The organism is Pseudomonas sp. OA65 (assembly GCF_017498305.1).
Lineage (GTDB): Bacteria > Pseudomonadota > Gammaproteobacteria > Pseudomonadales > Pseudomonadaceae > Aquipseudomonas > Aquipseudomonas zanjanensis.
Map to the genome: position 1 here is coordinate 89,016 of NZ_JAGDEZ010000005.1, position 25,861 is coordinate 114,876.

19 protein-coding genes are annotated in these 25,861 nt (G+C 60.7%); 10 read left to right on the top strand and 9 right to left on the bottom strand.

The genetic code is table 11. The features are described 5' to 3' along the window. Nucleotides 1–249: 249 nt before the first annotated feature. The 4 genes from garD to kdgD form a co-directional block, all read right to left on the bottom strand. Entirely contained in the window at nt 250–1,803 is a 1,554-nt protein-coding gene (gene garD / locus J3361_RS06015; protein ID WP_207963256.1) for a galactarate dehydratase, read from the bottom strand. A gap of 12 nt (nt 1,804–1,815) precedes the next feature. Beyond that, nucleotides 1,816–3,180, bottom strand: coding sequence for an MFS transporter (locus J3361_RS06020; protein ID WP_207963258.1), 1,365 nt, complete (start codon nt 3,178–3,180; stop codon nt 1,816–1,818). Nucleotides 3,181–3,265: 85 nt separating this feature from the next. Beyond that, nucleotides 3,266–4,711 carry an aldehyde dehydrogenase family protein gene (locus J3361_RS06025; protein ID WP_207963260.1) on the bottom strand — a complete coding sequence of 482 codons (1,446 nt, stop codon included), beginning with the start codon at nt 4,709–4,711 and terminating at the stop codon, nt 3,266–3,268. Between the two features lie 130 nt (nt 4,712–4,841). After that, the gene (gene kdgD, locus J3361_RS06030; RefSeq protein WP_207963262.1) at nt 4,842–5,753 is read right to left on the bottom strand and encodes a 5-dehydro-4-deoxyglucarate dehydratase; all 912 of its coding nucleotides are present in this window, start codon (nt 5,751–5,753) and stop codon (nt 4,842–4,844) included. 382 nt (nt 5,754–6,135) lie between these two features. Here kdgD and J3361_RS06035 point away from each other — a divergent pair, with 382 nt between their 5' ends. Beyond that, nucleotides 6,136–6,528, top strand: coding sequence for a hypothetical protein (locus tag J3361_RS06035; protein ID WP_207963264.1), 393 nt, complete (start codon nt 6,136–6,138; stop codon nt 6,526–6,528). 219 nt (nt 6,529–6,747) lie between these two features. On the opposite strand, the gene J3361_RS06040 is transcribed toward J3361_RS06035, so the two are convergent. The 4 genes from J3361_RS06040 to J3361_RS06055 form a co-directional block, all read right to left on the bottom strand. Next, on the bottom strand, nt 6,748–7,494 hold the full coding sequence (locus J3361_RS06040) for a FadR/GntR family transcriptional regulator (RefSeq protein ID WP_030139831.1): 747 nt from the start codon (nt 7,492–7,494) through the stop codon (nt 6,748–6,750). Between the two features lie 280 nt (nt 7,495–7,774). Beyond that, complete coding sequence (locus J3361_RS06045) at nt 7,775–9,502, bottom strand: ABC transporter ATP-binding protein/permease (protein WP_207963266.1); 1,728 nt, start codon at nt 9,500–9,502, stop codon at nt 7,775–7,777. Nucleotides 9,503–9,593: 91 nt separating this feature from the next. After that, nucleotides 9,594–10,154 carry a response regulator transcription factor gene (locus J3361_RS06050; RefSeq protein ID WP_003177957.1) on the bottom strand — a complete coding sequence of 187 codons (561 nt, stop codon included), beginning with the start codon at nt 10,152–10,154 and terminating at the stop codon, nt 9,594–9,596. Further along, on the bottom strand, nt 10,151–11,410 hold the full coding sequence (locus J3361_RS06055) for an ATP-binding protein (protein WP_207963268.1): 1,260 nt from the start codon (nt 11,408–11,410) through the stop codon (nt 10,151–10,153). Before J3361_RS06055 ends, J3361_RS06050 begins: the two co-directional genes overlap by 4 nt. A gap of 382 nt (nt 11,411–11,792) precedes the next feature. Here J3361_RS06055 and J3361_RS06060 point away from each other — a divergent pair, with 382 nt between their 5' ends. Then, nucleotides 11,793–12,509: an SIMPL domain-containing protein gene (locus J3361_RS06060; RefSeq protein ID WP_207963270.1), complete on the top strand. Its 717-nt coding sequence runs from the start codon at nt 11,793–11,795 to the stop codon at nt 12,507–12,509. 200 nt (nt 12,510–12,709) lie between these two features. Here J3361_RS06060 and J3361_RS06065 read toward each other — a convergent pair whose 3' ends face one another. Beyond that, on the bottom strand, nt 12,710–13,093 hold the full coding sequence (locus J3361_RS06065) for a DUF6124 family protein (RefSeq protein ID WP_207963272.1): 384 nt from the start codon (nt 13,091–13,093) through the stop codon (nt 12,710–12,712). 1,917 nt (nt 13,094–15,010) lie between these two features. Between J3361_RS06065 and J3361_RS06070 the strand changes: the two genes are divergently transcribed. The 8 genes from J3361_RS06070 (at nt 15,011) to J3361_RS06105 (ending at nt 25,819) form a co-directional block, all read left to right on the top strand. After that, entirely contained in the window at nt 15,011–16,636 is a 1,626-nt protein-coding gene (locus J3361_RS06070; protein ID WP_207963274.1) for an ABC transporter substrate-binding protein, read from the top strand. 398 nt (nt 16,637–17,034) lie between these two features. Then, nucleotides 17,035–18,636, top strand: a complete 1,602-nt coding sequence (locus J3361_RS06075; protein WP_207963276.1) for an ABC transporter substrate-binding protein — start codon at nt 17,035–17,037, stop codon at nt 18,634–18,636. 171 nt (nt 18,637–18,807) lie between these two features. Further along, nucleotides 18,808–20,181: an OprD family porin gene (locus J3361_RS06080; RefSeq protein WP_207963278.1), complete on the top strand. Its 1,374-nt coding sequence runs from the start codon at nt 18,808–18,810 to the stop codon at nt 20,179–20,181. A 74-nt stretch (nt 20,182–20,255) separates the two neighbouring features. After that, nucleotides 20,256–21,851 carry an ABC transporter substrate-binding protein gene (locus tag J3361_RS06085; RefSeq protein ID WP_207963280.1) on the top strand — a complete coding sequence of 532 codons (1,596 nt, stop codon included), beginning with the start codon at nt 20,256–20,258 and terminating at the stop codon, nt 21,849–21,851. A 76-nt stretch (nt 21,852–21,927) separates the two neighbouring features. Beyond that, nucleotides 21,928–22,938 (top strand): ABC transporter permease subunit, encoded by a 1,011-nt coding sequence (locus tag J3361_RS06090; protein ID WP_053118417.1) that lies wholly within the window; start codon nt 21,928–21,930, stop codon nt 22,936–22,938. A gap of 10 nt (nt 22,939–22,948) precedes the next feature. Beyond that, nucleotides 22,949–23,860, top strand: coding sequence for an ABC transporter permease subunit (locus J3361_RS06095; protein WP_039592279.1), 912 nt, complete (start codon nt 22,949–22,951; stop codon nt 23,858–23,860). Nucleotides 23,861–23,870: 10 nt separating this feature from the next. After that, nucleotides 23,871–24,839, top strand: a complete 969-nt coding sequence (locus tag J3361_RS06100; RefSeq protein WP_207963281.1) for an ABC transporter ATP-binding protein — start codon at nt 23,871–23,873, stop codon at nt 24,837–24,839. After that, a complete protein-coding gene (locus J3361_RS06105) occupies nt 24,839–25,819 on the top strand; it encodes a peptide ABC transporter ATP-binding protein (protein WP_207963283.1) in 981 nt (326 codons plus the stop codon). Before J3361_RS06100 ends, J3361_RS06105 begins: the two co-directional genes overlap by 1 nt. The last annotated feature ends 42 nt before the right edge of the window (nt 25,820–25,861 follow it).

Sequence of the window (25,861 nt, forward strand, 5' to 3'; positions counted from 1 at the left end):
CCTGCGATCGCAAAACCCACACTCCCCCCACATCCCTGTGGGAGCGGGCTTGCTCGCGAAGACGGCAGCACATCCAACATCAATGCCAACTGAACCACCGCTTTCGCGAGCAAGCCCGCTCCCACACCGGTTCTCCTGCGATCGCAAAACCCACACTCCCCCGCTCCCACACTGGTTCTCCTGCGATCGCAAAATCCACATTCACCCCACATCCCTGTGGGAGCGAGCCTGCTCGCGATCAGCGCCGGATCAGGTAATCGGCGCCGGGTTGAACAACGTGATGTCGTTGTACAGCTTGTGCCGCTCGGCCCAGGTCTGTTTCTTGCCGCTGGCCACTTCCAAGTAGTAGTGGAACAGTTCCCAACCCAACTCTTCGATGGTCGCCCGCCCGGTGGCGATGCGGCCGGCGTCGATGTCGATCAGGTCCGGCCAGCGCTGGGCCAGTTCGGTGCGGGTCGAGACCTTCACCACCGGCGCCATCGCCAGGCCGTACGGCGTGCCCCGGCCGGTAGTGAACACGTGCAGGTTCATCCCCGCCGCCAGTTGCAGCGTGCCGCAGACAAAATCACTCGCCGGCGTAGCGCAGAAGATCAGGCCCTTTTGCTTGAAGCGCTCGCCCGGGCCAAGCACGCCGTTGATGGCGCTGCTGCCGGATTTGACGATCGAGCCCAGGGACTTCTCGACGATGTTCGACAACCCACCCTTCTTGTTGCCCGGCGTGGTGTTGGCACTGCGATCGGCTTCGCCCTTGGCCAGGTAACGGTCGTACCAGTCCATTTCCCGCACCAGTTCCTGGGCCACTTCCTGGGTTTGCGCCCGTGAAGTCAGCAGGTAAATCGCATCGCGCACTTCGGTGACTTCGGAGAACATCACCGTTGCCCCCGCCCGCAGCAACAGGTCCGAGGCATAGCCCAACGCCGGGTTGGCGGTGATGCCGGAAAACGCATCGCTGCCGCCGCACTGCATGCCCAGGATCAATTCCGAGGCGGGTACAGTTTCGCGCCGGCGCTGGTCGAGTTTCTTCAGGCGGGTCTCAGCCAGTTCCATGATCTGCTCGATCATTTCGGTGAAGCCGTGGCTGGAATCCTGCAAGCGATACAACCACGGCTCGCTGAGGTCCACCGAACTGTCGCCTTCATGCATCACCTGCCCGGCCTGCAATTTCTCGCAGCCCAGGCTGATCACCAGCGCCTCGCCCCCCAGGTTCGGGTTGCGCGCCAGGTTGCGCACAGTGCGGATCGGAATGTAGGCATCGGTGGCGGTGATCGCCACGCCACAGCCATAGCTGTGGGTCAGCGCCACCACGTCATCGACGTTCGGGTACTTGGGCAGCAGCTCATCCTTGATGCGCTTGACCGCATGGTCCAACACCCCGGTCACGCACTGCACCGTGGTGGTGATGCCCAGGATGTTACGCGTGCCGACGGTACCGTCGGCGTTGCGATAACCCTCGAAGGTGTAGCCCTCCAGCGGCGCATCGGCCGCCGGCACATCGGTGGACAGCGGCAAGCTGTCCAGCGGCGGCGCGGTAGGCATGCGCAACTGGTCTTCCTTGACCCAACTGCCACGGGGAATCGGTTGCAGCGCGTAGCCAATGACCTGGCCGTAGCGAATCACCTCGCCGCCCTCGGGAATGTCCACCAGGGTGACTTTGTGGCTTTGCGGGACGAAGTCGACGGTGACCAGGCCGTCCGGGAACTCGGTCCCGGCCGGTACGCCTTGGTCGTTGACGACAATCACCACGTTGTCGCGCTCGTGCAGGCGGATGTAACGGGGCGAATCGGCATGTTCAATCAGATTCATCGATGCCGCTCCTCAGGATTTGGCTTCAGACAGGCTGGAAAGATCGGCTTCTTTGGCCGCTGGTTCCTTGAGCACTACTCGCTTGATCGGGCCCACGATGACCAGGTAGCTGAACACCGCCATCAACGCGTTGCAACCGACGAACACCAGTGCCCATTTGAACGAACCCGTGGAGCTGATGATGTAGCCGATGACGATTGGCGTGGTGATCGACGCCAGGTTGCCAAAGGTGTTGAACAGGCCACCGCTCAAGCCGGCGATCTGTTTTGGCGAGGTGTCGGAGACCACGGCCCAGCCCAGTGCGCCGACGCCTTTACCGAAGAACGCCAGGGCCATGAAGCCCACCACCATCCATTCGATGTCGACGTAGTTGCACGCCACAATACTGCTGGACACCAGCAGGCCGGCGATGATCGGCGCCTTGCGGGCGAAGGTCAGCGAGTGGCCCTTGCGCAGCAGGTAATCGGAAATCACCCCACCGAGCACGCCGCCGATGAAGCCGCAGATCGCCGGCAAGGAGGCAATGAAACCGGCCTTGAGGATGGTCATGCCGCGTTCCTGCACCAGGTACACCGGGAACCAGGTCAGGAAGAAGTAGGTGATGCCGTTGATGCAGTATTGGCCCAGGTATACGCCGAGCATCATGCGGTTGGTCAGCAGTTGACGGATGTAGTCCCACTTCGGACCGTCGGCTTTCTTTTCCTTGCCCTTGTCCTGGTCCATATCGACCATCGCGCCGTTGGAAGCGATGTGATTGAACTCGGCCTCGTTGATCATCGGGTGCTGGCGCGGGCTGTGGATAATCTTCAGCCAGACCAGCGAGAACACGATGCCGATCACGCCCATCACGATGAACACGTGCTGCCAGCCGAAGCGATAGACGATCCAGCCCATCAGCGGTGCGAACAACACGGTGGCGAAATATTGCGCCGAGTTGAAGATCGCCGAGGCAGTACCGCGTTCAGCGGTGGGGAACCAGGCGGCGACGATCCGGGCGTTGCCCGGGAAGGAAGGCGCTTCGGCCAACCCCACCAGAAAGCGCAGCATGAACAGCGCAACCACGGCCGTGGACATGCCGAATTCACCGACATAGCCCTGCAGCACGGTGAACAGCGACCAGGTGAAAATGCTCAAGGCATAGATTTTTTTCGAGCCGAAACGGTCGAGCAGCCAGCCGCCGGGAATCTGCCCGGCCACGTAGGCCCAGCCGAAGGCGGAGAAGATATAACCGAGGGTGACGGCGTCGATGCCGAGGTCTTTTTGCAGGCTGGAACCAGCGATCGCGATGGTGGCACGGTCGGCGTAATTGATCGTTGTCACCAAAAACAGCATGAGCAGGATCAAATAGCGGACGTGCGTCGGCTTGGTCTCTTGCATGTAATCTACTTCCACTATTTATTTTTATGCGGGAAATCAAATTGTACGGTCGGCGCCGGAGCCCGGCGCCGACCGGTGTTGCGTATTACGAGCCGATGTAGGAGGTCTTCACCACGGTGTAGAACTCTTGCGCATAGCGACCTTGCTCACGTGAACCGTAGGACGAACCTTTGCGCCCGCCGAACGGCACGTGGTAATCCACGCCGGCGGTGGGCAGGTTGACCATTACCATGCCCGCCTGGGAATGGCGCTTGAAGTGGTTGGCGTACTTCAACGACGTCGTGGCGATACCGGCCGACAAGCCGAACTCGGTGTCGTTGGCCATCGCCAGCGCCGCCTCGTAGTCGGCCACGCGCACAACGTTGGCCACCGGGCCGAAGATCTCTTCGCGGCTGATGCGCATCGAAGCTTCGCTGTCGGCGAACAGGGTCGGCGCCAGGAAGTAACCTTCGGTGTCGCACGTCACCACACCGCCACCGCTGACCAGCCGCGCACCTTCGCTCTGGCCGATGTCGATGTACTTCAAGTCCTGGTTGAGCTGGGCATCGGACACCACCGGGCCGATGTCGGTGCCAGCCTTCAACGCATGGCCGACCTTGATCGATTGCATGCGCTCGGCCATCGCCGCGACGAACTTGTCGTGGATGCCGGCCGTGACGATCAGGCGGCTCGACGCGGTGCAACGCTGGCCGGTGGAGTAGAACGCGCTCTGCACCGCCAGTTCGACGGCCTGCTTGAGGTCGGCGTCGTCGAGGATGATCTGCGGGTTCTTGCCGCCCATTTCCAACTGCACCTTGGCCTGGCGCGACACGCAGTTGACCGCAATCTGCCGACCCACGCCCACCGAACCGGTGAAGCTGATGCCGTCGACTTTCGGGCTGTTGACCAGGATGTCACCGACCACGCGGCCGCTGCCCATCACCAGGTTGAACGCACCGGCCGGGAAACCGGCGCGGGAAATGATCTCGGCCAGGGCCCAGGCGCAACCCGGCACCAGCTCGGCAGGCTTGATCACCACGCAGTTGCCGTAGGCCAGGGCCGGGGCGATTTTCCACGCGGGAATGGCAATCGGGAAGTTCCACGGGGTAATCAGGCCAACCACGCCGAGGGCTTCGCGGGTCACTTCGACGTTGACGCCCGGACGCACCGACGGCACGTAATCGCCGGACAGGCGCAGGCATTCACCGGCGAAGAATTTGAAAATGTTGCCGGCGCGGGTCACTTCGCCGATGGCTTCGGGCAAGGTCTTGCCCTCTTCCCGGGCCAGCAGTTGGCCGAGCTCTTCACGGCGGGCGAGGATCTCGCTGCCGACTTTGTCCAGCGCATCATGGCGGGCCTGGATGCCCGAGGTCGACCAGGCCGGGAACGCGGCGCGGGCGGCTTCGATGGCGGCGTTGACTTGCGCTGCGTCAGCCTTGGCGTATTCGCCGATGACATCGGACAAGTCAGACGGGTTGATGTTGGTGCAATAGTCAGCACCGGCCACCCACTCGCCGTTGATGTAGTTATCGAAACGCTTTGCATCTGCCACGGAGCTTCTCCTCTCACAAAAGCTGTCTAGGAACGCAGTGCGTCCCTGGCTGCGTTCCCACGCCAGAGCGTAGGAACGATCAAGCCTTACGCAAAAAGCCGCTGATTGCTCAGCGGCCTTATCGGGTCTGTTACTGTTTGCCTTGCTTGTCGATCAGCGCGGCCAGGGCTTCGTATTCTTCTGGCAGCAGGTCGGTCAGTGGCGTGCGCACAGGGCCCGCGTCATAGCCAACGATCTTCGCGCCAGCCTTGACGATGCTTACCGCGTAACCGGCCTTGCGGTTGCGGATGTCCAGGTACGGCAGGAAGAAGTCGTCGATGATCTTGCCGACAGTGGCGTGATCTTCGCGGGCAATGGCGTGGTAGAAGTCCATCGCGGTTTTCGGGATGAAGTTGAACACCGCCGAAGAGTAGACCGGCACGCCCAGGGCCTTGTAGGCCGCGGCATAGACTTCAGCGGTCGGCAGGCCGCCCAGGTAGCTGAAACGATCGCCGAGGCGACGACGGATCGACACCATCAGTTCGATGTCGCCCAGGCCGTCCTTGTAGCCGATCAGGTTCGGGCAGCGCTCGGCCAGTTGTTCCAGCTGAGTGGCGTTCAGGCGGCAGACGTTGCGGTTGTACACCACGACGCCGATCTTCACCGATTTGCACACGGCTTCAACGTGGGCGGCAACGCCGTCCTGGCTGGCTTCGGTCAGGTAGTGCGGCAGCAGCAACAGGCCCTTGGCGCCCAGGCGCTCGGCCTCTTGAGCGTATTCGATGGCCTGGCGGGTGGCACCGCCGACACCGGCAAGGATTGGCACGCTGGTGGCGCAGGTATCGACGGCCGTCTTGATGACTTGCGAGTACTCACTGGCGGCCAGGGAGAAGAATTCACCGGTGCCGCCCGCTGCGAACAAAGCAGAGGCGCCGTACGGGGCCAGCCACTCAAGGCGCTTGATGTAGCTGTCGCGATTGAAATCGCCATTGGCAGTGAAATCGGTGACCGGGAACGACAGCAGGCCAGACGAGAGGATGGACTTCAGTTCTTGTGGATTCATTATTCGAACACCCTGGACGCAAATGTTGTGTTGTAAGGAAACGGTTCAGCTTCATGTGAAGTTGTAGGTCATCGTACAACTTAAAATATGAACGTCAACTGTATTTCGTCTCTTGGCGGGTGCCGGGGTTGGGGGGTTTGTCGCGAAGCCTTGTAGATCGGGGGTTTGGGGGTGATGGGGAGACGGATGAAACTTGCCGGTTGGGGCACCAGGACCGCTCGTCGCCACTGTCAACTCTGCCAGTAGGCGGCGTTACGGCATGGGGGCATAACCAAGCATGGCTGTGCTGTGCTGTGCTGTGCACGGCCATAGCCTCTTCTATAATTTTTCAAGTGAGTCGCCCGTACCCGACGACAAGGGCCGCCTCACAAGGAGCGACACCATGACGACGCTTGCCAAGCCAGCTATTAAGGGTTTCCCGACAGATCCATCTACGGGAAAAGTCGGTATCAGCCTGTCAGCGATAAAAGATGGGAGCGGATTAATCGTCACGATTACGGATGGCCAACAAATCAGCCCATACGACTCTGCTTTCTTGATGCTTGGTTCCGATCGCGAAAACCCCGAATGGAAAAGCTCATGGGCAGAACGCGCAGAAATGGGAGAAGGTGGAGGCCCAGAGGAAGATCCCAAGCTGAAGACCGGGGTTACATTGACTCTGCCCAAGCAATATCTAACCACCTACAAGGACAAAGAGGTCCAACTACGCTATGTGACGCGTGGTGAGTCAGGGTTAAACAATTTTTCCGAACCGATCACGCTGAAGGTCCAGTAGTAAGCGATTCAGATCAAACCTGCATATTTTTGCGTGCTAAACCGGCGCACGGATCTGAAGTTAAACAAAGCACCTCTGTGGCGAGGGAGCTTGCTCCCGCTCGGTTGCGCAGCAACCGCCATCAACCTGGGGCCGCTTCGCAGCCCAGCGGGAGCAAGCTCCCTCGCCACAACAGCATCCTTGCCACGAAAGCAATCTTGCCAGTGGGCAGTGTGCGATTCAGCCCTGCGCCTGCGCCTCTTCATGGGCCTGGCGCAGCCGTTCGCGGCTGTTGGTCAAATGCAAGCGCATGGCCGCGCGGGCCGCATCCGAATCCTGGCGAGCGATGGCTTCGTAGATTTCCTCGTGCTCGCGGCTCAGGCGGTCCATGTAGTGCTGGTGGTCGTCATGGGCCAGGCGTGCCGAGTTCAACCGGGTGCGCGGAATGATGCTGGTGCCCAGGTGGGTCATGATGTCGGTGAAATAGCGGTTGCCGGTGGACAAGGCGATTTCCAGGTGGAAGGCGAAGTCCGAGGCCACCGCATCGCTGGCGTGGGCCGCGCTTTCGTTCAAGGCATCGAGGGCCGCGCGCATGGCCGCCAACTGTTCATCGCTGCGCCGCTGTGCCGCCAGCCCGGCGGATTCCACTTCCAGGCTGATGCGCAATTCGAGGATCGCCAGTACATCGCGCAAGGTGACCACCGTCGCCGGATCGATGCGAAAGCCGCTCGGGCTGGGCGTGTCCAGCACGAAAGTGCCGATACCGTGACGGGTTTCCACCTGGCCGGCCGCCTGCAACCGGGAAATCGCCTCGCGCACCACGGTGCGGCTGACGCCATGGGCCTCCATGATCGCCGACTCGGTGGGCAATTTATCGCCACGCTTGAGCAATCCGTCGCGAATCTGCTCGGTCAGTACCGTCACCAGCTCCTGCGCCAGGCTGCGGCGCTTGCGGGGAAGGCGTGGGACGTTGATCGGGTTTTCCATGGTGTGTCTCTATATTTGGCAAGCGGCTAAGTGAGCATCATAGCGCAAGGTGGTTGTACGATCACTGTTGGTGCATTGGGTGGGTCTGGCGCAAATACCGAGTCGCCGTCTTCGCGAGCAGGCTCGCTCCCACATTGGATCGGCTTTTGACACTGGCATCCGGTTCACCAGCAAACCCTTGTGGGAGCGGGCTTGCTCGCGAAAGCGGTGCGTCAGATATAGCTATTACAACTGACACACCGCCTTCGCGAGCAAGCCCGCTCCCACGGGTTCTGAGGTGTCAGGCGGTCACTGCCTGCTCCACCAGTTGGCCATTTTCGATACGCACATGTCGCGGATGGAAACGTTTCAAGCTGCTTCGATGGCCAACGCTGACAATGCTCAGGCCCGGCAACTGGTCGATCAACGCCTGGTACAGCGTTGCTTCGTCCTCTTCGTCCATCGCCGACGTGGCTTCGTCCATGTACAGCCATTGCGGTGCATAAAGCAGTGCGCGGGCAAAGGCCAGGCGTTGTTGCTCGCCAGGCGAGAGCATCCGCTGCCAGTGATTGCTCTCATCCAGCCGCGGGATCAGGTGCGGCAGGCGGCAGGTTTCCAGCACTTGTGCATAACGTTCGTTGGGGTAGATGTCGCCGGCCTGTGGATAACTCAATACTTCCCGCAGGCTGCCAATCGGCAGATAGGGCTTTTGCGGCAGAAACAGGTAACGCGCCGCCGGCAGCCGGATCGTCCCGTGCCCTGCAGGCCACAAATGCCCCATCGCGCGGAACAGCGTGGACTTGCCACTGCCGGAACGACCGCTGAGCATGACCCGATCGCCAGGTTCCACATTCATATCGGCGTTGTCGAGCAGATGACGTCCGTCAGCCAGGTCCAACCCGAGGTTTTGAACCGTCAACGCGCTGCCCTGGTTCTGCACATCGATAGCCGGCACGCGGTCTTCGTTGTCGCTCATGGCCTGGCGGAAGCTCAGCAGACGATCACAGGTGGCGCGCCACGCGGCGAGGTCGGCATAGGCGCTGATAAACCAACTGAAATTCTCCTGCACATTGCCGAAGGCCGAGTTGATCTGCATGAGCTCGCCCAGTTGGATCTTGCCGGCGAAGTAGCGCGGCGCGGCGACGATGAACGGGAAGATGATCGCGATCTGGCCGTAGCCGGAGGTGAAGAACGTCAAGCGCTTGGACACCCGCATGATGTCCCAGAAGTTATGCCAGACCAGGCCGAAACGCCCGCTCAGGCGACGGTTCTCGTTCGGTTCGCCGTTGTACAGTGCGATACTCTCGGCGTTTTCACGCACCCGGACCATGGAGAAACGCAGGTCGGCTTCGAAGCGTTGCTGGTTGTTGTTCAGCCCGATCAGGCGCCGGCCGATCAGGTGCGTCAGCCAACTGCCCACCGCCGCATACACCAACGCAGCCCAGAACATATAGCCGGGGATGGTGTAGCCGAACACTTCGATGCTGCCGGACACGCCCCACAGGATGATCGAAAACGACACCAGGCTGACCACGGTGCGCAGCAATCCCAGGCCCAGGCCCAGGGTGTTGGTGGTGAAACTGTTGAGGTCTTCGGAAATCCGCTGGTCCGGGTTGTCGGTGTAGCCGCCCTGCTCCAGCCGGTAGTAGTTCTTGTTGCCCAGCCAGCGGGCAAAATGCTGCTCGGTGAGCCAGGCCCGCCAGCGAATGGTGAGCATCTGCGTGAGGTACAAACGGTACACCGCGCCGAGGATCGCCACCGCCGCGATGCCGCAGAAATACAGGATCAGCCGCCAGAACGCCACGCTGTCCTTCTCTTGCAGGGCGTTGTAGAAATCCTTGTACCAACTGTTGATCCACACCGAAATCGCCACGCTGAACAGCGACAGCGCGATCACGGCGATCAACAGCGTCCAGGCCTTGCCCTTCTCCTCACTGCGCCAGTACGGCGTGGTCATTTGCCAGACACGGCGGAAAAACTGGCCGCGCACCGCGTCATTGACCGCGGAATATTCAGCGTTCTGATTCATGCTAAAGGCTCATAGGAGAAAAAACTCGGGCCGATCATAAAGCAACGGCCCGACGTGTCGCGAGGGTGGACAGCATTTGTTCAGCGCAGGTTCAGCGACGTACCGGGCGCTTCTGCAATTTGCGCTGCAACGTCCGCCGGTGCATGCCCAAGGCGCGGGCGGTGGCGGAGATATTGCCTTCGTGCTCGGTCAGCACCCGCTGGATGTGTTCCCATTGCAGGCGATCCACCGACATGGGGTTTTCCGGCACCAGGGTGTCGAGGTCGGCGTGTTCGGACAACAGCGCCGCCAGCACGTCATCGGCATCCGCTGGTTTGCACAGGTAGTTGCAAGCGCCGCGCTTGATGGCCTCGACCGCGGTGGCGATGCTCGAATAACCGGTGAGGATCACCACGCGCATCTCCGGGTCCAGCTCCAGCAGTTTGGGCAGCAGCACCAGGCCCGAATCGCCGTCCATTTTCAGGTCCAGGGCAGCATAGTCCGGCAGGTCGGCCTGAGCGATGGTCAGGCCCTCTTCGGCGGAACCTGCGGTACTCACGCGAAAACCGCGGCGAGACATGGCCCGGGCCATGACGCGGGTGAAGGTGGCGTCGTCATCCACCAGCAGCAGGTGCGGCAGTTCTTCGCCGTCGACTTGGATCTCGTCACTCATGTTTCGTCTCCTCGGTCGGCATGGGGCAGGCGCAGCTCGGTGAGCGTGCCGCCTTCCTCATGGGGGTAGAGTTTCACCGAGCCGCCGGCGCGTGTCACGCTGGCTTTGCTCAAGAATAGGCCCAGGCCGAAACCCTTGCCCTTGGTCGTGAAAAACGGTTTGCCGATCTGCTCGGCAATCGCCAGCGGCACACCGGCGCCGTGGTCGCGGATACAGATCGTCAATTCATAGGCGTCCCAATCCAATACCACTTCCAAACCTTCGGGGCAGGCGTCGGCGGCATTGTTCAGCAGGTTCAGCAAGGCCTGGGTCAAATCCGGCGGCGGCGCCATGCGCGGCACCGTGCCCTTGCCCAGGCACTGGAAACGATAACTGGCCTCCGGACGCATCAAATGCCAGCGATTCAGGGCATCGTCGAGCCAGAAGGTGACCGCTTGCATGTCGATGTCCAGTCGACGATTGGCCTCGGCGGCGCGCACCAGATATTGCAAAGTCTCCTTGCAGAGCTTGACCTGGTCCTGCAGCACGCTGAGATCTTCCTGCAACGCCGGGTCTTTATGATCCTGGCGCATTTCCTTGAGCAGCACGCTCATCGTCGCCAGCGGCGTGCCCAACTCATGGGCGGCGCCGGCGGCCTGGGTCGCCACGGCCAACAGCTGCTCGTCCCGCAGCCCTTCTTCGCGGCGGATCGCCCGCAGCTCCTCCTGGCGACGCAACTCCTCGGCCATGCGCGCGGCAAAAAAAGTGATGACCGCCGCGGCCAGGGCGAAACTCAGCCACATGCCGTAGATCTGCAGGTTTTCCCGGGCGATGGGGAAAGTTTCCAGCGGATAGAAACGCGCCAGCAGCAAGGTGTACAGCGCCAGGGCGATGCCGGAAAGGATCAGCGAATACCGCCACGGCAACGTCACCGCGGCGATGGTCAGCGGCACCAGGTAATAGGAGACGAAGGGATTGGTGGAGCCGCCGGAGAAATACAGCAGCGCACTGTGGATAAACAGATCGCAGGCCAGCTGCACGGCGTATTCCAACTCGGTCACCGGCCACGAGGCGCGCAGGCGAATCGCCGTCAGCGCGCAGAGCACGCTGGAACAGACCAGGGTGATCGCCAGTTGCAGCCAGGGCAGCGGCAGCAGGTCGAACCAATAGGCGAGCCCCACCGAACCGGCCTGGGCCGCCAGGACCAGGATGCGGATGAATGTCAGGCGCCAGAGGTTCTGGCGAGAGGCGGAAGTCATTTGCAAAGGGGCGAGCATGAGCTCTCCTGATGAGCGCTCCAGGCGAATCGCACGGAGTATAACCAAGGCGCGGCTTGCAGCGGCAGATATGCGGCAAAGCGCCACAGCCTCCAGCCTCGCCGCCTGCCCTCATGTGGTGAAGAGATACTGTGGGAGCAAGGCTTGCCCGCGATGAAGGCGCTGCGGTCTTTCAAGGATAGAGGTGCCTGTTTCGCGAGCAAGCTTTGCTCCCACAGCGGGGCGGTGTGACGTTTCGCTAAATCCCCTCGCCACAAAAGCTCCACCAACCTTCGCATCTGTATAGAAGTTGTAACTGTGCGAACCCGCCCATAAAAGCTAGAGTCTTATCGTTCACGCAGGCCTGGAACCTACCCCTGCGCATCATTTCCAAGGAGCTTTCATGCACACGTTCAGTCGCCCCGCCGCCCTGCTCGCCCTCAGCCTCGGCACTGTCGCCAGCCTGCCGGCCCTGGCCGCCGACGAGCTTCACTACAACCAGATTTCCCTGCGCGCCGAAGCCAGCCAGGAAGTGGCCCGCGACCTGATGATCGTCACCCTCTACACCGAGGAACAAAACACCGACCCGGCCAAACTCGCCGCCGCCGTCAGCACCACGCTGAACAAAGCCATCGGCCAGGCCAAAGAGGTCAAGGACATCAACCTGCGCCAAGGCAGCCGCAACAGCTACCCGATCTACGACAACAAAGGCCAGAAAATCACCGGTTGGCGCGAGCGCGCCGAACTGCGCCTGGAAAGCGCCGACTTCGCCGCCCTGTCCAAACTCACCGGCGAACTGCTGGGCGGCATGAAAATGGCCGGCATGGACTTCGCCATCGCCACCGCCACCCGCCAGACCAGCGAAGACGCCCTGCTCAAGGACGCCGTCAACGCCTTCAAGGCCCGCGCCCAACTGGCCACCGAAGCCTTGGGCGGCAAGGGTTATAAAATCGTCAACCTGAACTTCAATACCAACGGTTATCCACAACCGTACATGCGCCCGCAAATGATGATGAAAGCGGCGTCGATGGATGCCGAGTCGGTGACGCCAGAAGTCGAAGCGGGCACCAGCAAGGTGACGATGACGGCGGATGGGGTGGTTGAGGTGTTGATGCAGTGATGGTGGACAGCGGGTTCAGCCAGCTTCGTACTGGCTGAACCCTGAAGCCCTGCGACAAAATTCCCGTGGCGAGGGAGCTTGCTCCCGCTGGGTTGCGCAGCAGCCCCCAAACCTGACACCTCGGTGTATCAGATGGATACAGTCGCCTCTGTTGGGGCCGCTTCGCGCCCCAGCGGGAGCAAGCTCCCTCGCCACAGGGGTCACGGTGCAGGGCTGGCCGGTGCTTCGAGCTGATCCAACGCCTTATCCACCAGCAACTGGCACAACTCCACCAACTGATGAATCCCCAGCGCCACACTGCGCCGCGTGCCCTCCACTTCGAAAGCCAGGTCCTCGGCCATGGCTTTTATCGAGGCCAGGGTTTCGGAGGTGCTGGTCAGTAGTGTGTCGGCGTCGGCTTTTGCGGTGACGGAGAACAGGCTGTCGATGCGCTGATCGGTGCTTGGTTCTTGGGGTTTGGGATTGAGGTAATGATTGAGGGCGCGCTCGGCGGCGGCGCGGTCTTTGAGTAGGTCTTCGATGGAGTCGAAGCCGGAAAGGGGGTTGGTTTTGTTGAAGGGTGGGTCGGGGACTGACTTATCCATATGTAATACTCCTGTATAAAATTGGAGCCATCCCTGTGTCGTTTCCACGCGACAATAGGTGGCAGCGGTACGCGGGGTGGAAATACCGGTTAACAGGACCCGGCCAGACCGAAGTCTGCCCACGCACAGCCGCCAAGACGCAGTTTGCAGACGAAATGAGACGTCGGCAACACGATGTTCAGCCATGCACTGTTAAAAGGTTCAGGTTTCCACACCCGGTCGCTGAATGGCAGCGACGTTCAAAGGTTAGAGAGCCCACTTCCGAGCGGCAACCTTAAAAAGCTGTGGGATGTTTCCTTTCGGGGCCGGTGATCCTTCCGACACAAATGAATGACTCATCACACCTCCTGGCGCTGCAACCCCCATGGCGAGGGAGCTTGCTCCCGCTGGGCTGCGCAGCGGCCCCCAAACCTGACGCCTCGGTTCGTCAGATGGATGCAGTCGCTGCTGTTGGGGCCGCTTCGCGCCCCAGCGGGAGCAAGCTCCCTCGCCACGGGTTTGGTGGTCGACGGGACATAGGCATCTCGCTTCGACCTCTGCACAATAGTTTTGACGTCTCCAAAAACAGCACGACAGAACTGTCCACGTTTTATGGAATGTGGACAGCGAAAGATTAGGGCTCCTTGAAAAGTAAGAATATTTTTCTTAGGCATGAAATAACCAGTCTTCACACCTGGGCTTTCAGGCCACCTTCGCGAACAAACCCACACACAACTGATCGGGCACATTCGTGAGAGATAGGCCGGCTACTAGGCCGCCTTCGCGAGCAGGCTCGCTCCCACAATGAATTGGGGTATGACCGGGAGAGCCAGGTCGGCTACCAGGCCGCCTCGCGAGCAAGCTTTGCTCCCACAGATTTGAAGGGTGCACGACCGCAAGAGCCAGGTCGGCTATAAGGCCGCCTCGGCCCGGCTTTTGATCTTGAGGCCCCGTTAACCACGATGGCCGAACGCAGGCATTGCGCAGTGGGCATCCCGGCATGGATGCCGGGATAGCCGCGCTGGGCCATGGATGGCCCTTCGCGGCGGACCCACGGAGCAATGCCGGAGTGAGGGCACACCGAGCCTTAGCGAGGCGCCAAGTGGTGGGGCATAAGCGTTTTGGTTACTTTTGCGCTTTTCAAAAGTGACCCGCCGTCAGGGCGGAACCCTAAGCAGCCGTTACCGCAGCAATGGATATGTACTCGACCAACAAGACCAACCGTAGGGCCGCCTTCGCGAGCAAGCCCTCTCCCACACTCAGATCGGCGTACGACCGGGAAGCCAGGCCGGCTATTAGGCCGCCTCGCGAGCAAGCTTTGCTCCCACAAGCCTGACTGGTGCACACCGAGTGAGACAGCCTCACCCTCCAAAACAACAAGGCGCCACCCAGGGAAGCCGCAGGTAGCGCCGAGTACCACCCCCAACTCATGAGCAATGACGGTGCAACGCGCATCCCCCTAACGCACGAATGCCCAGCACAAATCCCCCAGCAGAATGAAATCAAGACCATCGTCAGCAAGAATGAAACAAGCACATCAAGCACGCAAAAAATGGCGGACATGCTGCAACGATTTACATCTGCCACCCCGATAACCAACAACTGACTAGCACGATAAACAGGGATTTCAAACCCAGTCCATTCGGCCTCACACCCTTCTACGGCGTGGGTTTGAAGAAGTGATACCCGCCCATTTCCGGTGCGTTACGGCCGCGCAGCGCACCGGGAAAGAGCGAGTTTTGCCCCTAAAAAACGCGCGCAAACGATCAAATGCGTCAGAAGTTACACAGATGCGACATTAAGGTACGTTCGTGCCACTGTTTCAGACTTGAAACCGCTCTGGATCTTGCATTGGGTATGGGGCCTGCATAAGTATCCGCAGGACGACTCACGAGGTCGCCCTCAAATCCAAAAATGACAACAAATCATGAGGCCAACATGCTTAAACACGCGGTCATTCCGTTTTTAGTCGGTGCAGGCTTGTTAGCCAGCGCTCCCTTCGCTTCCGCCGCGACTAACCTGGTGTTCTGCTCCGAAGGCAGCCCGGCCGGTTTCGACCCTGGTCAGTACACCACCGGAACCGACTTCGACGCCTCTGCAGAAACCATGTTCAACCGCCTGACCCAGTTTGAGCGCGGCGGCACCGCCGTGATTCCTGGCCTGGCCACCAAGTGGGACATTTCCGAAGACGGCCTCACCTACACCTTCCACCTGCGTGAAGGCGTCAAGTTCCACACCACCCCGTACTTCAAGCCGACCCGCGAATTCAACGCCGACGACGTGCTGTTCACCTTCAATCGCATGATCAGCAAGGATGACCCGTTCCGTAAGGCCTACCCGACCGAATTCCCGTACTTCACCGACATGGGGATGGACACCAACATCACCAAGATCGATAAAGTCGACGACCACACCGTCAAGTTCACCCTCAAAGATGTCGACGCCGCGTTCATCCAGAACATGGCCATGAGCTTCGCCTCGATCCAGTCCGCCGAATACGCCGCCCAGTTGCTCAAGGATGGCAAGGCCCCCGACATCAACCAGAAGCCGGTCGGCACTGGCCCGTTCGTGTTCAAGAGCTACCAGAAAGACTCCAACATCCGCTACACCGGGAACAAGGACTACTGGAAGCCTGATGACGTGAAGATCGATAACCTGATCTTCGCCATTACCACCGACCCGTCGGTGCGCATTCAGAAACTCAAGAAGAACGAATGCCAGATCACCCTTTTCCCGCGCCCGGCCGACCTCAAGGCCCTGAAGGAAGACAAGGCACTGAAGATGCCTGACCAGGCGGGTTTCAACCTGGGCTACATCGCCTACAACGTGATGGACAAGATCAAGGGCAGCAACGAGCCGAACGTGCTGGCTGACCTGAAAGTCCGCCAGGCGCTGGACATGGCGGTCAACAAGCCGCAGATCATCGATTCGGTCTACCAGGGCGCCGGCCAACTGGCCGTCAACGCCATGCCGCCAACCCAATGGTCCTACGACACCACCATCAAGGACGCCAAGTACGACCCTGAGAAAGCCAAGGCGCTGCTCAAGGAAGCCGGCGTCAAGGAAGGCACCAACATCACCCTGTGGGCAATGCCGGTGCAGCGTCCGTACAACCCGAACGCCAAGCTGATGGCCGAGATGCTGCAGTCCGACTGGAAGAAGATCGGCCTGAACGTCAACATCGTCAGCTATGAATGGGGCGAGTACATCAAGCGTTCCAAAGGCGGCGAGAACCAGGCGATGATCATCGGCTGGAGCGGTGATAACGGTGACCCGGACAACTGGCTCAACGTGCTGTTCGGCTGCGACTCGCTGGCCGGCAACAACTTCTCCAAATGGTGCGACAAGAAGTTCGACGGTCTCGTGAAAGAAGCCAAGCGCACCACCGACCAGGCCAAGCGCACCGAACTGTACAAACAGGCACAACACGTCCTCAAGGACGCTGTGCCGATGACACCTATCGCTCACTCGACGGTGTATCAACCCATGCGCGCCAACGTGCAGGACTTCAAGATCAGCCCATTTGGCTTGAACTCCTTCTACGGCGTCAGCGTCAGCAAATAAAGTGACCTGTGGCGAGGGAGCTTGCTCCCGCTGGGCCGGTCCGACGCCTCGGGCGTTACGGCCCCTTTTTTAAGCGCGATGGCGGTGTACCAACAACACCATCGCGAGCAGGGCTCGCTCCCACGGCATGCCGTTGCTTTAAGCCAAGACTCAGGAAATCGCCTACATCCAAAAGCACTGCGTACCACAGCAGTTGGTTAGGGACGTATCGCCTTTTCCTACAAGTCTTTCAGGTATTACGCATTTACCGCCCGGCCCACGGCTCATACCGTCGGCACCGGGGCGACTTGCCAGCCCTGCGGCATCGCTACGCAATGGAATGAGCTCAGTGCGCCGGACCTGCCCTCGGACAGACACCGGCTCACTGTTACAACACCCCGAACGAGAGAGGGAGCGTCATGCGCCATACCTTGGTTTTATCCGCATTGCTGGGCACCGGCCTGTTGGCCGCGACATCCGCAGCCCAGGCCGCCGGCGGCAGCCTGGTGTTCTGTTCCGAAGGCAGCCCTGCTGGGTTCGACACCGCGCAATACACCACGGCCACCGACAACGATGCCGCCGAACCGCTGTACAACCGCCTGGCCGAGTTTGAAAAGGGCGCGACCAACGTCGTCCCGGGCCTGGCGACGAGCTGGGACATTTCCGAAGACGGCCTGAAGTACACGTTTCACCTGCGCGAAGGGGTGAAATTTCATACCACCGATTACTTCACGCCGACCCGGGATTTCAACGCCGACGACGTGCTGTTCACCTTCAACCGCATGCTCGATCCGCAGCATCCGTTCCGCAAGGCCTACCCCACCGAGTTCCCCTACTTCAACGGCATGAGCCTGAACAAGAACATCGCCAAGGTGGAAGCGACCGGGCCGTTGACCGTGGTCATGACCCTCAACAGCGTGGACGCCGCGTTCGTTCAGAACATCGCCATGAGCTTCGCCGCGATCCTGTCGGCCGAATACGCCGACCAGTTGCTCAAGGGCGGCAAGCCGAGCGACATCAACCAGAAGCCGATCGGCACCGGGCCGTTCGAATTCAAGAGCTACCAGAAAGACTCCAACATCCGCTACGTCGCCAACGATAAGTACTGGGCGCCGGAACGGGTGAAGCTGAAAAACCTGATTTTCTCCATCAACACCGACGCGTCGGTGCGGGTGCAGAAGCTCAAGGCCAATGAATGCCAGGTCACCCTGCATCCGCGTCCGGCCGACGTGCCGGCCTTGAAGAACGACCCCAAGCTGCAACTGATCGAAAAGCCTGGCTTCAACCTCGGCTATATCGCCTATAACACCCGCCACAAACCGTTCGACCAGGTCGAAGTGCGCCGGGCGCTGGACATGGCGGTGAACAAGCAAGGCATTCTCAATGCCGTGTACCAGGGCGCGGGGCAACTGGCGCAGAACGCCATGCCGCCAACCCAATGGTCCTACGACGACACCATCAAGGACGTGCCCTACAACCCGGAAAAAGCCAAGGAGTTGCTCAAGGCCGCCGGGGTCAAGGAAGGCACCGAAATCACATTGTGGGCGATGCCTGTACAACGCCCCTACAACCCCAACGCCAAGCTGATGGCCGAAATGCTCCAGGCCGACTGGGCGAAGATCGGCCTGAAAGTGAAGATCGTCAGCTACGAATGGGGCGAGTACATCAAGCGCACCAAGAATGGCGAGCACGACATCAGCCTGATCGGCTGGACCGGCGACAACGGCGACCCGGACAACTGGCTGGGCACGCTCTACAGCTGCGACGCCATTGGCGGCAACAACTACTCCATGTGGTGTGACCAGGACTACGACAAGCTGATCAAGCAGGCCAAGGTCGTCACCGACCGCGACCAGCGCACCGTGCTCTACAAACAGGCCCAGCAGTTGCTCAAGCAGCAAGTGCCGATCACCCCTGTTGCCCACTCGACGGTCAACCAGCCGCTGAGTGCCAAAGTCGAAGGGTTCAAAGTCAGCCCCTTCGGTCGCAACGTGTTCTCGGGCGTCAGCCTGAACCCATAACCGTATAGCCACACAGCGAGGGCTTCCCTGGAAGCCCTCACGCAGATGTCTTGCCTGAATTCGTCGATCTGGCGTGATGCAAACGTTTGCTAGCTGTGGATGAGTTGTAAACCGTTAGCCGAATCATCCAAAAAGATCGGCACTAAAAAGAAAGAAAAAGGAGCGTTACCGATGAAACTGAGCAGCACCGCGATACTGGCCTTGGCCATCAGCAGCATTACCGCAACGGCTTTCGCAGAATCCCAGAGCCAGGATTTCGTTCCGACCGAACTGGCGAGCACCAGCGCCCAATCCGAAGCCAAGGGTTTCGTCGACGGCCAAAGCCTGTCAGGCACCACGCGTAACTGGTACGCCAACGAGCTCCTGAAGCGGGGCAACTTCAGCTATCAGAAACACGGTGAGACACGTCCCACCGATCGTCGTATCAACTGGGTCCAGGGCACCATCCTCAACTACACCTCGGGCTTTACCCAAGGCACCGTTGGTTTCAGCACCGAAGTCGCTGCCTACAACGTAGTGGTCCTGGACCGCAGCCGCAAGGATATCGCCAACGGCGGTAACCGTACCCTGGCTGAAAACAACGGCGACGCCGTTGATCAATGGAGCAAGCTGGGCCTGGCCAACGTCAAGGCGCGGGTTTCCAATACCACGCTGACCGCCGGTCGACAGAACTTCAGCACCCCGATTGTCGATGTCATCGGCAACCGTGCCCTGCCTTCGAGCTTTGAAGGTGTAAGCCTGCACAGCGAAGAGTTCAGCAATCTATCGTTTGACGCTGGCGTGTTCGACCGCGTATCGCCACGAACCGAACAGAGCCTGTCGAAGTTCCGCTCCGAATACACCAACAATAAAGCTGAAACCGATAAGGTCAGCGTCGTCGGCCTGAACTATCAGCCGCTCAAGAGCCTGAAGACCAGCCTGTACGCGTCCAAGGTCGAAGACTTCTGGAACCAGTACTACTTCGGCGCCACCCACGAGTTGGGCGACGCATCGGTGCTGGCGCTGACGACCGGTCTGAACTACTACAAGACCGTGGATGAAGGCAAAAAAGAGATGGGTGAAATCGACAACGATACCTACTCTCTGTCGCTGGGCCTGACCCACCAGGCTCACAGCTTGACGTTCTCTTACCAGGCTGTGAACGGTAACGAGTACTTCGACTACCTGCACGAAACCAACGGCATCTACCTGGCCAACTCCCTGTTGTCGGATTTCAACGGCCCGAACGAGAAATCCTTCCAGATCGCCTACGGCATCAACATGGCCGAATACGGCGTACCAGGCCTCAAGTTCAACGTCTACCGTGCCCGTGGCTGGGGCATCGACGGCACCCACTACACCGGCACCGCCTATGACGTGCGCGGCCTGAATGATGAAAACCACTATGAAACCGGCGTCGGCGCTTCCTACGCCGTACAAAGTGGCCCTCTGAAGGCCACGGCGATCCGTGCCACCTACACAGAACACCGCTCCAGCCGCAATCAACTCGATGGCAGCATCAACGAGTTCCGCCTGGTCACCACCATCCCGTTCAACATTCTCTAAACTGCCACCGGGCGGTCGACTCACGAGGTCGTCCGCCCGGTCTTTTGCCATTACCCGATTGCAGAGGATTGACGATGAACATGATTCCCCTACGCGCCGCCATCGCCGCCGCGCTGCTGAGCGTTGCCGTTGGCGCCACGGCCAAGCCCCTGGTGGTTTGCACAGAAGCCAGCCCGGAAGGCTTCGACATGGTCCAGTACACGACTGCAGTCACAGGCGACGCGGTGTCCGAGACCATTTTCAATCGTCTGGTGGGCTTCAAGCCCGGCACTACCGAAGTGATTCCCTCCCTGGCAGAGACTTGGGAAATCAGTGAAGACGGCCTGACGTACACCTTCCACCTGCGCAAAGGCGTCAAGTTCCACACCACCGACTACTTCAAGCCGACCCGCGACATGAACGCCGATGACGTGGTCTGGAGCTTCCAGCGCCAGCTGGACCCGAACCACCCGTGGCACAAACTGTCGAGCGTGGGCTTTCCCTACTTTGAAAGCATGGGCTTCAAGGAACTGCTGAAGAATGTCGAGAAAGTCGACGAACACACGGTCAAGTTCAGCCTGACCCGCCGTGAAGCGCCTTTTTTGGCCGACATCGCCATGGCCTTCTCTTCGATCTATCCGGCCGAATACGCCGACCAATTGCTCAAGGCCGGCAAGACCGGCGATCTCAACAGCAAGCCAATCGGCACCGGCCCGTTCGTCTTCCAGCGCTACAACAAGGACGCTCAGGTTCGCTTCAAGGCCAACCCGGACTACTTCCTCGGCAAGCCGCCGGCGGATGCGCTGGTATTGGCCATCGCCACCGACAACAACGTGCGCATGCAGAAACTCAAGACCAACGAGTGCCAGATCGCGCTGTACCCCAAACCCGATGACATCCCTGGCATCAAGAAAGACCCGAACCTGAAGGTCACCGAGCTGGACGCGATGACTGTCTCGTACACCGCGTTGAACACCAGCAAGAAGTACATGAGCGACGTGCGGGTGCGCAAAGCCATTGACCTGGCCTTCGACAAGGAGGCCTACGTCAACGCGTTGTTCGGCAAGGGCAACGCCACCGCGGCGGTCAACCCGTACCCGCCGACCCTGCTGGGCTTCAACCACGACCTGAAGAACCCGACCCGCGACCTGGACAAAGCCCGCCAGTTGCTCAAGGAAGCCGGCGTGCCGGAAGGCACCGTGTTCACCCTGTTCACCCGCAACGGCGGCGGCCCGACTAACCCCAACCCGATGCTCGGCGCGCAGATGATGCAGGCCGACCTGGCAAAAGTCGGGATCAAGGTCGACATCCGCGTGATGGAATGGGGCGAAATGCTCAAGCGCGCGAAAAACGGCGAGCACGACATGGTGTCCGCCGGATGGGCGGGCGACAACGGCGACCCGGATAACTTCCTGACGCCTATGCTCAGTTGCGAGGCCGCCAAGAACGGCGAAAACTACGCGCGCTGGTGCAACGAGAAATTCCAGGCGCTGCTCGACCAGGCACGCGCCTCAGTGAACCCCGAGGAACGCGCCAAGCTCTATGAACAGGCCCAGGTGATTTTCAACCAGGACCAGCCATGGATCAGCATGGCCCACACCCGCATGTTCACGGCAATGCGCAAGAACGTAGAGGGTTATGTGATTAGCCCGCTCACCACCAACAACTTCGCCACCACCCAGGTGAAGTAGATAAGAAAACGCCCGACGATTCTTGACCCCAAGAGTCGCCGGGCACGCCTAACCGGCTGATGAGGTACACCTGAAGATGTTTAGTTTTATTGCCCGCCGACTGGGATTACTGATCCCTACGTTCTTCGGCATCACCTTGCTGACCTTCGCGTTGATTCGCATGATCCCCGGCGACCCCGTGGAAGTGATGATGGGCGAACGTCGGGTCGATCCCGAAATGCATGCACAGGCAATGGAACGCCTTGGCCTCAACAAACCGCTGTATGCCCAGTATCTGGACTACATCGGCAAACTGGCCCAGGGCGATCTCGGCGAATCGCTGCGCACCCGTGAAAGCGTCTGGACCGAGTTCAGCTCCCTGTTTCCCGCGACCCTGGAACTGTCCATGGCCGCCCTGTTGTTCGCCGGTATCCTGGGCCTGCTGGCCGGGGTGATCGCGGCACTCAAGCGAGGATCCCTGTTCGACCATGGGGTGATGGGCATCTCCCTGGCGGGGTATTCGATGCCGATCTTCTGGTGGGGCCTGATCCTGATCATGTTCTTCTCGGTGTCCCTGGGCTGGACGCCGGTGTCGGGACGGATCGACCTGCTCTACGACATCGAACCGAAAACCGGCTTCATGCTCATCGACACGCTGCTGGCCGACGAGCCAGGCGCGTTCCTCGATGCCCTGCACCACCTGATCCTGCCGGCCATCGTGCTGGGCACCATTCCGCTGGCGGTGATCGCCCGCATGACCCGTTCTTCGATGCTCGAAGTGCTGCGCGAAGACTACATCCGTACCGCCAAGGCCAAGGGCCTGTCGCCGTCGCGCGTGGTGTTCGTGCATGGCTTGCGCAACGCGCTGATCCCGGTGCTGACCGTGGTCGGCCTGCAAGTCGGCACGCTGCTGGCCGGTGCGGTCCTGACCGAAACGATCTTCTCCTGGCCGGGCATCGGCAAGTGGCTGATCGAAGCCATCGGCGCCCGGGACTATCCCGTGGTGCAGAACGGCATCCTGTTAATCGCCTGCCTGGTGATTCTGGTCAACTTCGTCGTGGACATCCTCTACGGCTTTGCCAACCCACGCATCCGTCACCAGCGCTGAGATCAAGACCATGAGTACTCCAACTACCGCGGTAGCAGTCGATCAAAGCCTGCTTTACCCATCCCCGTACAAAGAATTCTGGCAAGCGTTTTCCCGCAACAAGGGCGCCGTCGCCGGGCTGCTGTTCATGACCCTGATCGTGTTCTGCGCGATCTTCGCCCCGTGGGTTGCGCCTCATGATCCGAGCGAGCAATACCGCGATTTCCTGCTGACGCCACCGGCGTGGCTTGAAGGTGGGCAGATGCAATTCCTGCTGGGCACCGACGAACTGGGCCGCGACCTGCTGTCGCGCCTGATCCAGGGCTCGCGGCTGTCGTTGCTGATCGGCTTGTCGTCGGTGGTGATGTCGTTGATCCCGGGCATCCTGCTGGGGCTGTTCGCCGGGTTCTTCCCGCGCATCCTCGGCCCGACCATCATGCGCCTGATGGACATCATGCTCGCCCTGCCGTCGCTGCTGCTGGCCGTGGCGATCGTCGCCATCCTCGGCCCAGGCCTGATCAACACCGTGATCGCCATCGCCATCGTCTCGCTGCCGTCCTACGTGCGCCTGACCCGTGCCGCCGTGATGGGCGAACTGAACCGCGACTACGTGACCGCCGCCCGCCTGGCCGGCGCCGGCCTGCCGCGCCTGATGTTCATCACCGTGCTGCCCAACTGCATGGCACCGCTGATCGTCCAGGCGACCTTGAGCTTTTCCTCGGCGATCCTCGACGCCGCTGCCCTGGGCTTCCTCGGCCTTGGCGTGCAACCGCCCACCCCTGAGTGGGGCACCATGCTGGCCTCGGCCCGCGACTACATCGAACGCGCCTGGTGGGTCGTGAGCCTGCCTGGCTTGACCATTTTGCTCAGCGTGCTGGCAATCAACCTGATGGGCGACGGGCTGCGCGATGCGCTGGACCCGAAACTCAAGAATGCCGCCTGAGGAGATTCCCATGTCACTGCTAGAAATCAAGAATCTCAACGTCCGCTTCGGCGATGCCACCGCCGTGCCGGTGGTCGACGGCCTCGACTTGAGCGTGGAAAAAGGCGAAGTCCTGGCCATCGTCGGCGAATCGGGCTCGGGTAAATCCGTGACCATGATGGCGCTGATGGGCCTGATCGAGCACCCTGGTATCGTCACCGCCGATGCGCTGAACTTCGACGGCAAGAACATGCTCAAGCTGAGCAACCGCCAGCGCCGGCAGATCGTCGGCAAGGACCTGGCGATGGTGTTCCAAGACCCGATGACCGCGCTCAACCCCAGCTACACCGTGGGTTTCCAGATCGAAGAAGTACTGCGCCTGCACCTGAAGATGTCCGGCAAGGCCGCCCGCAAGCGCGCCATCGAGCTGCTGGAAAAAGTCGAGATCCCCGGCGCCGCCAGCCGCATGGACGCCTACCCGCATCAATTGTCCGGCGGCATGAGCCAGCGCGTGGCGATTGCCATGGCGATTGCCGGTGAGCCGAAACTGCTGATTGCCGACGAACCGACCACCGCCCTCGACGTGACCATCCAGGCCCAGATCATGGACCTGCTGCTGGCCCTGCAAAAAGAGCAGGACATGGGCCTGGTGCTGATCACTCACGACTTGGCCGTCGTCGCTGAAACCGCTCAGCGCGTGTGCGTGATGTACGCCGGCCAAGCCGTGGAAGTGGGTAAGGTGCCGGAGCTGTTCGACATTCCGGCCCATCCGTACAGCGAAGCGCTGCTGGCGGCGATCCCCGAACACAGCATGGGCGCCGAGCGCCTGGCGACCTTGCCCGGCATCGTCCCCGGTCGCTACGACCGTCCGCAAGGCTGCCTGCTGTCGCCGCGCTGCCCGTACGTGCGAGACAACTGCCGTCAACAGCGCCCGGCCCTCGATCCGAAATCCAACAGCCTCGCCCGCTGCTTCTACCCGTTGAACCAGGAGGTGGCATGATGGCCGTCGTACTTACCGCCCGTGACCTGACCCGTCATTACGAAGTGTCCCGTGGCATGTTCAAGGGCCATGCGACCGTGCGCGCCCTCAACGGTGTGTCGTTCGAACTGGAAGCCGGCAAGACCCTGGCCGTGGTGGGTGAATCCGGTTGCGGCAAGTCCACCCTCGCCCGGGCCCTGACGCTGATCGAAGAGCCGTCCGCCGGCTCCTTGAAAATCGCCGGCCAGGAAGTAGCCGGCGCCAACAAGGCCGAACGCAAGCAACTGCGCAAAGACGTGCAGATGGTCTTCCAGAGCCCTTACGCGTCCCTCAACCCACGGCAGAAAATCGGTGATCAACTGGCCGAGCCATTGCTCATCAACACCAACCTGTCGGCCACCGAGCGGCGGGAGAAAGTCCAGGCGATGATGAAGCAGGTGGGCCTGCGCCCCGAGCATTACCAGCGCTACCCGCACATGTTCTCCGGCGGCCAGCGCCAGCGCATCGCCCTGGCCCGCGCCATGATGCTGCAGCCCAAGGTGCTGGTGGCGGATGAGCCAACGTCGGCGCTGGACGTGTCGATCCAGGCCCAGGTGCTGAACCTGTTCATGGACCTGCAACAGGAATTCAACACCGCCTACGTGTTCATTTCCCACAACCTGGCGGTGGTGCAGCATGTGGCTGACGACGTGATGGTGATGTACCTCGGCCGCCCAGTGGAAATGGGCCCCAACGAGTCCATCTACAGCCGCCCGCTGCACCCGTACACCCAGGCGCTGCTGTCGGCCACCCCGACCATCCACCCGGACCCGAACAAGCCGAAGATCAAGATCGTCGGCGAACTGCCCAACCCGCTCAACCCGCCGTCCGGCTGCGCCTTCCACAAGCGCTGCCCGTATGCGACCGAGCGTTGCAAGACTGAAGAACCGGCGTTGCGGCCGTTGGATAACCGGTTGGTGGCGTGTCACTACGCCGAGCGGTTCCTCGAAGGCGCGGCGTAAGGCAAAAAGGCAAAAAGGCAAAAAGGCAAAAAGGCAAAAAGG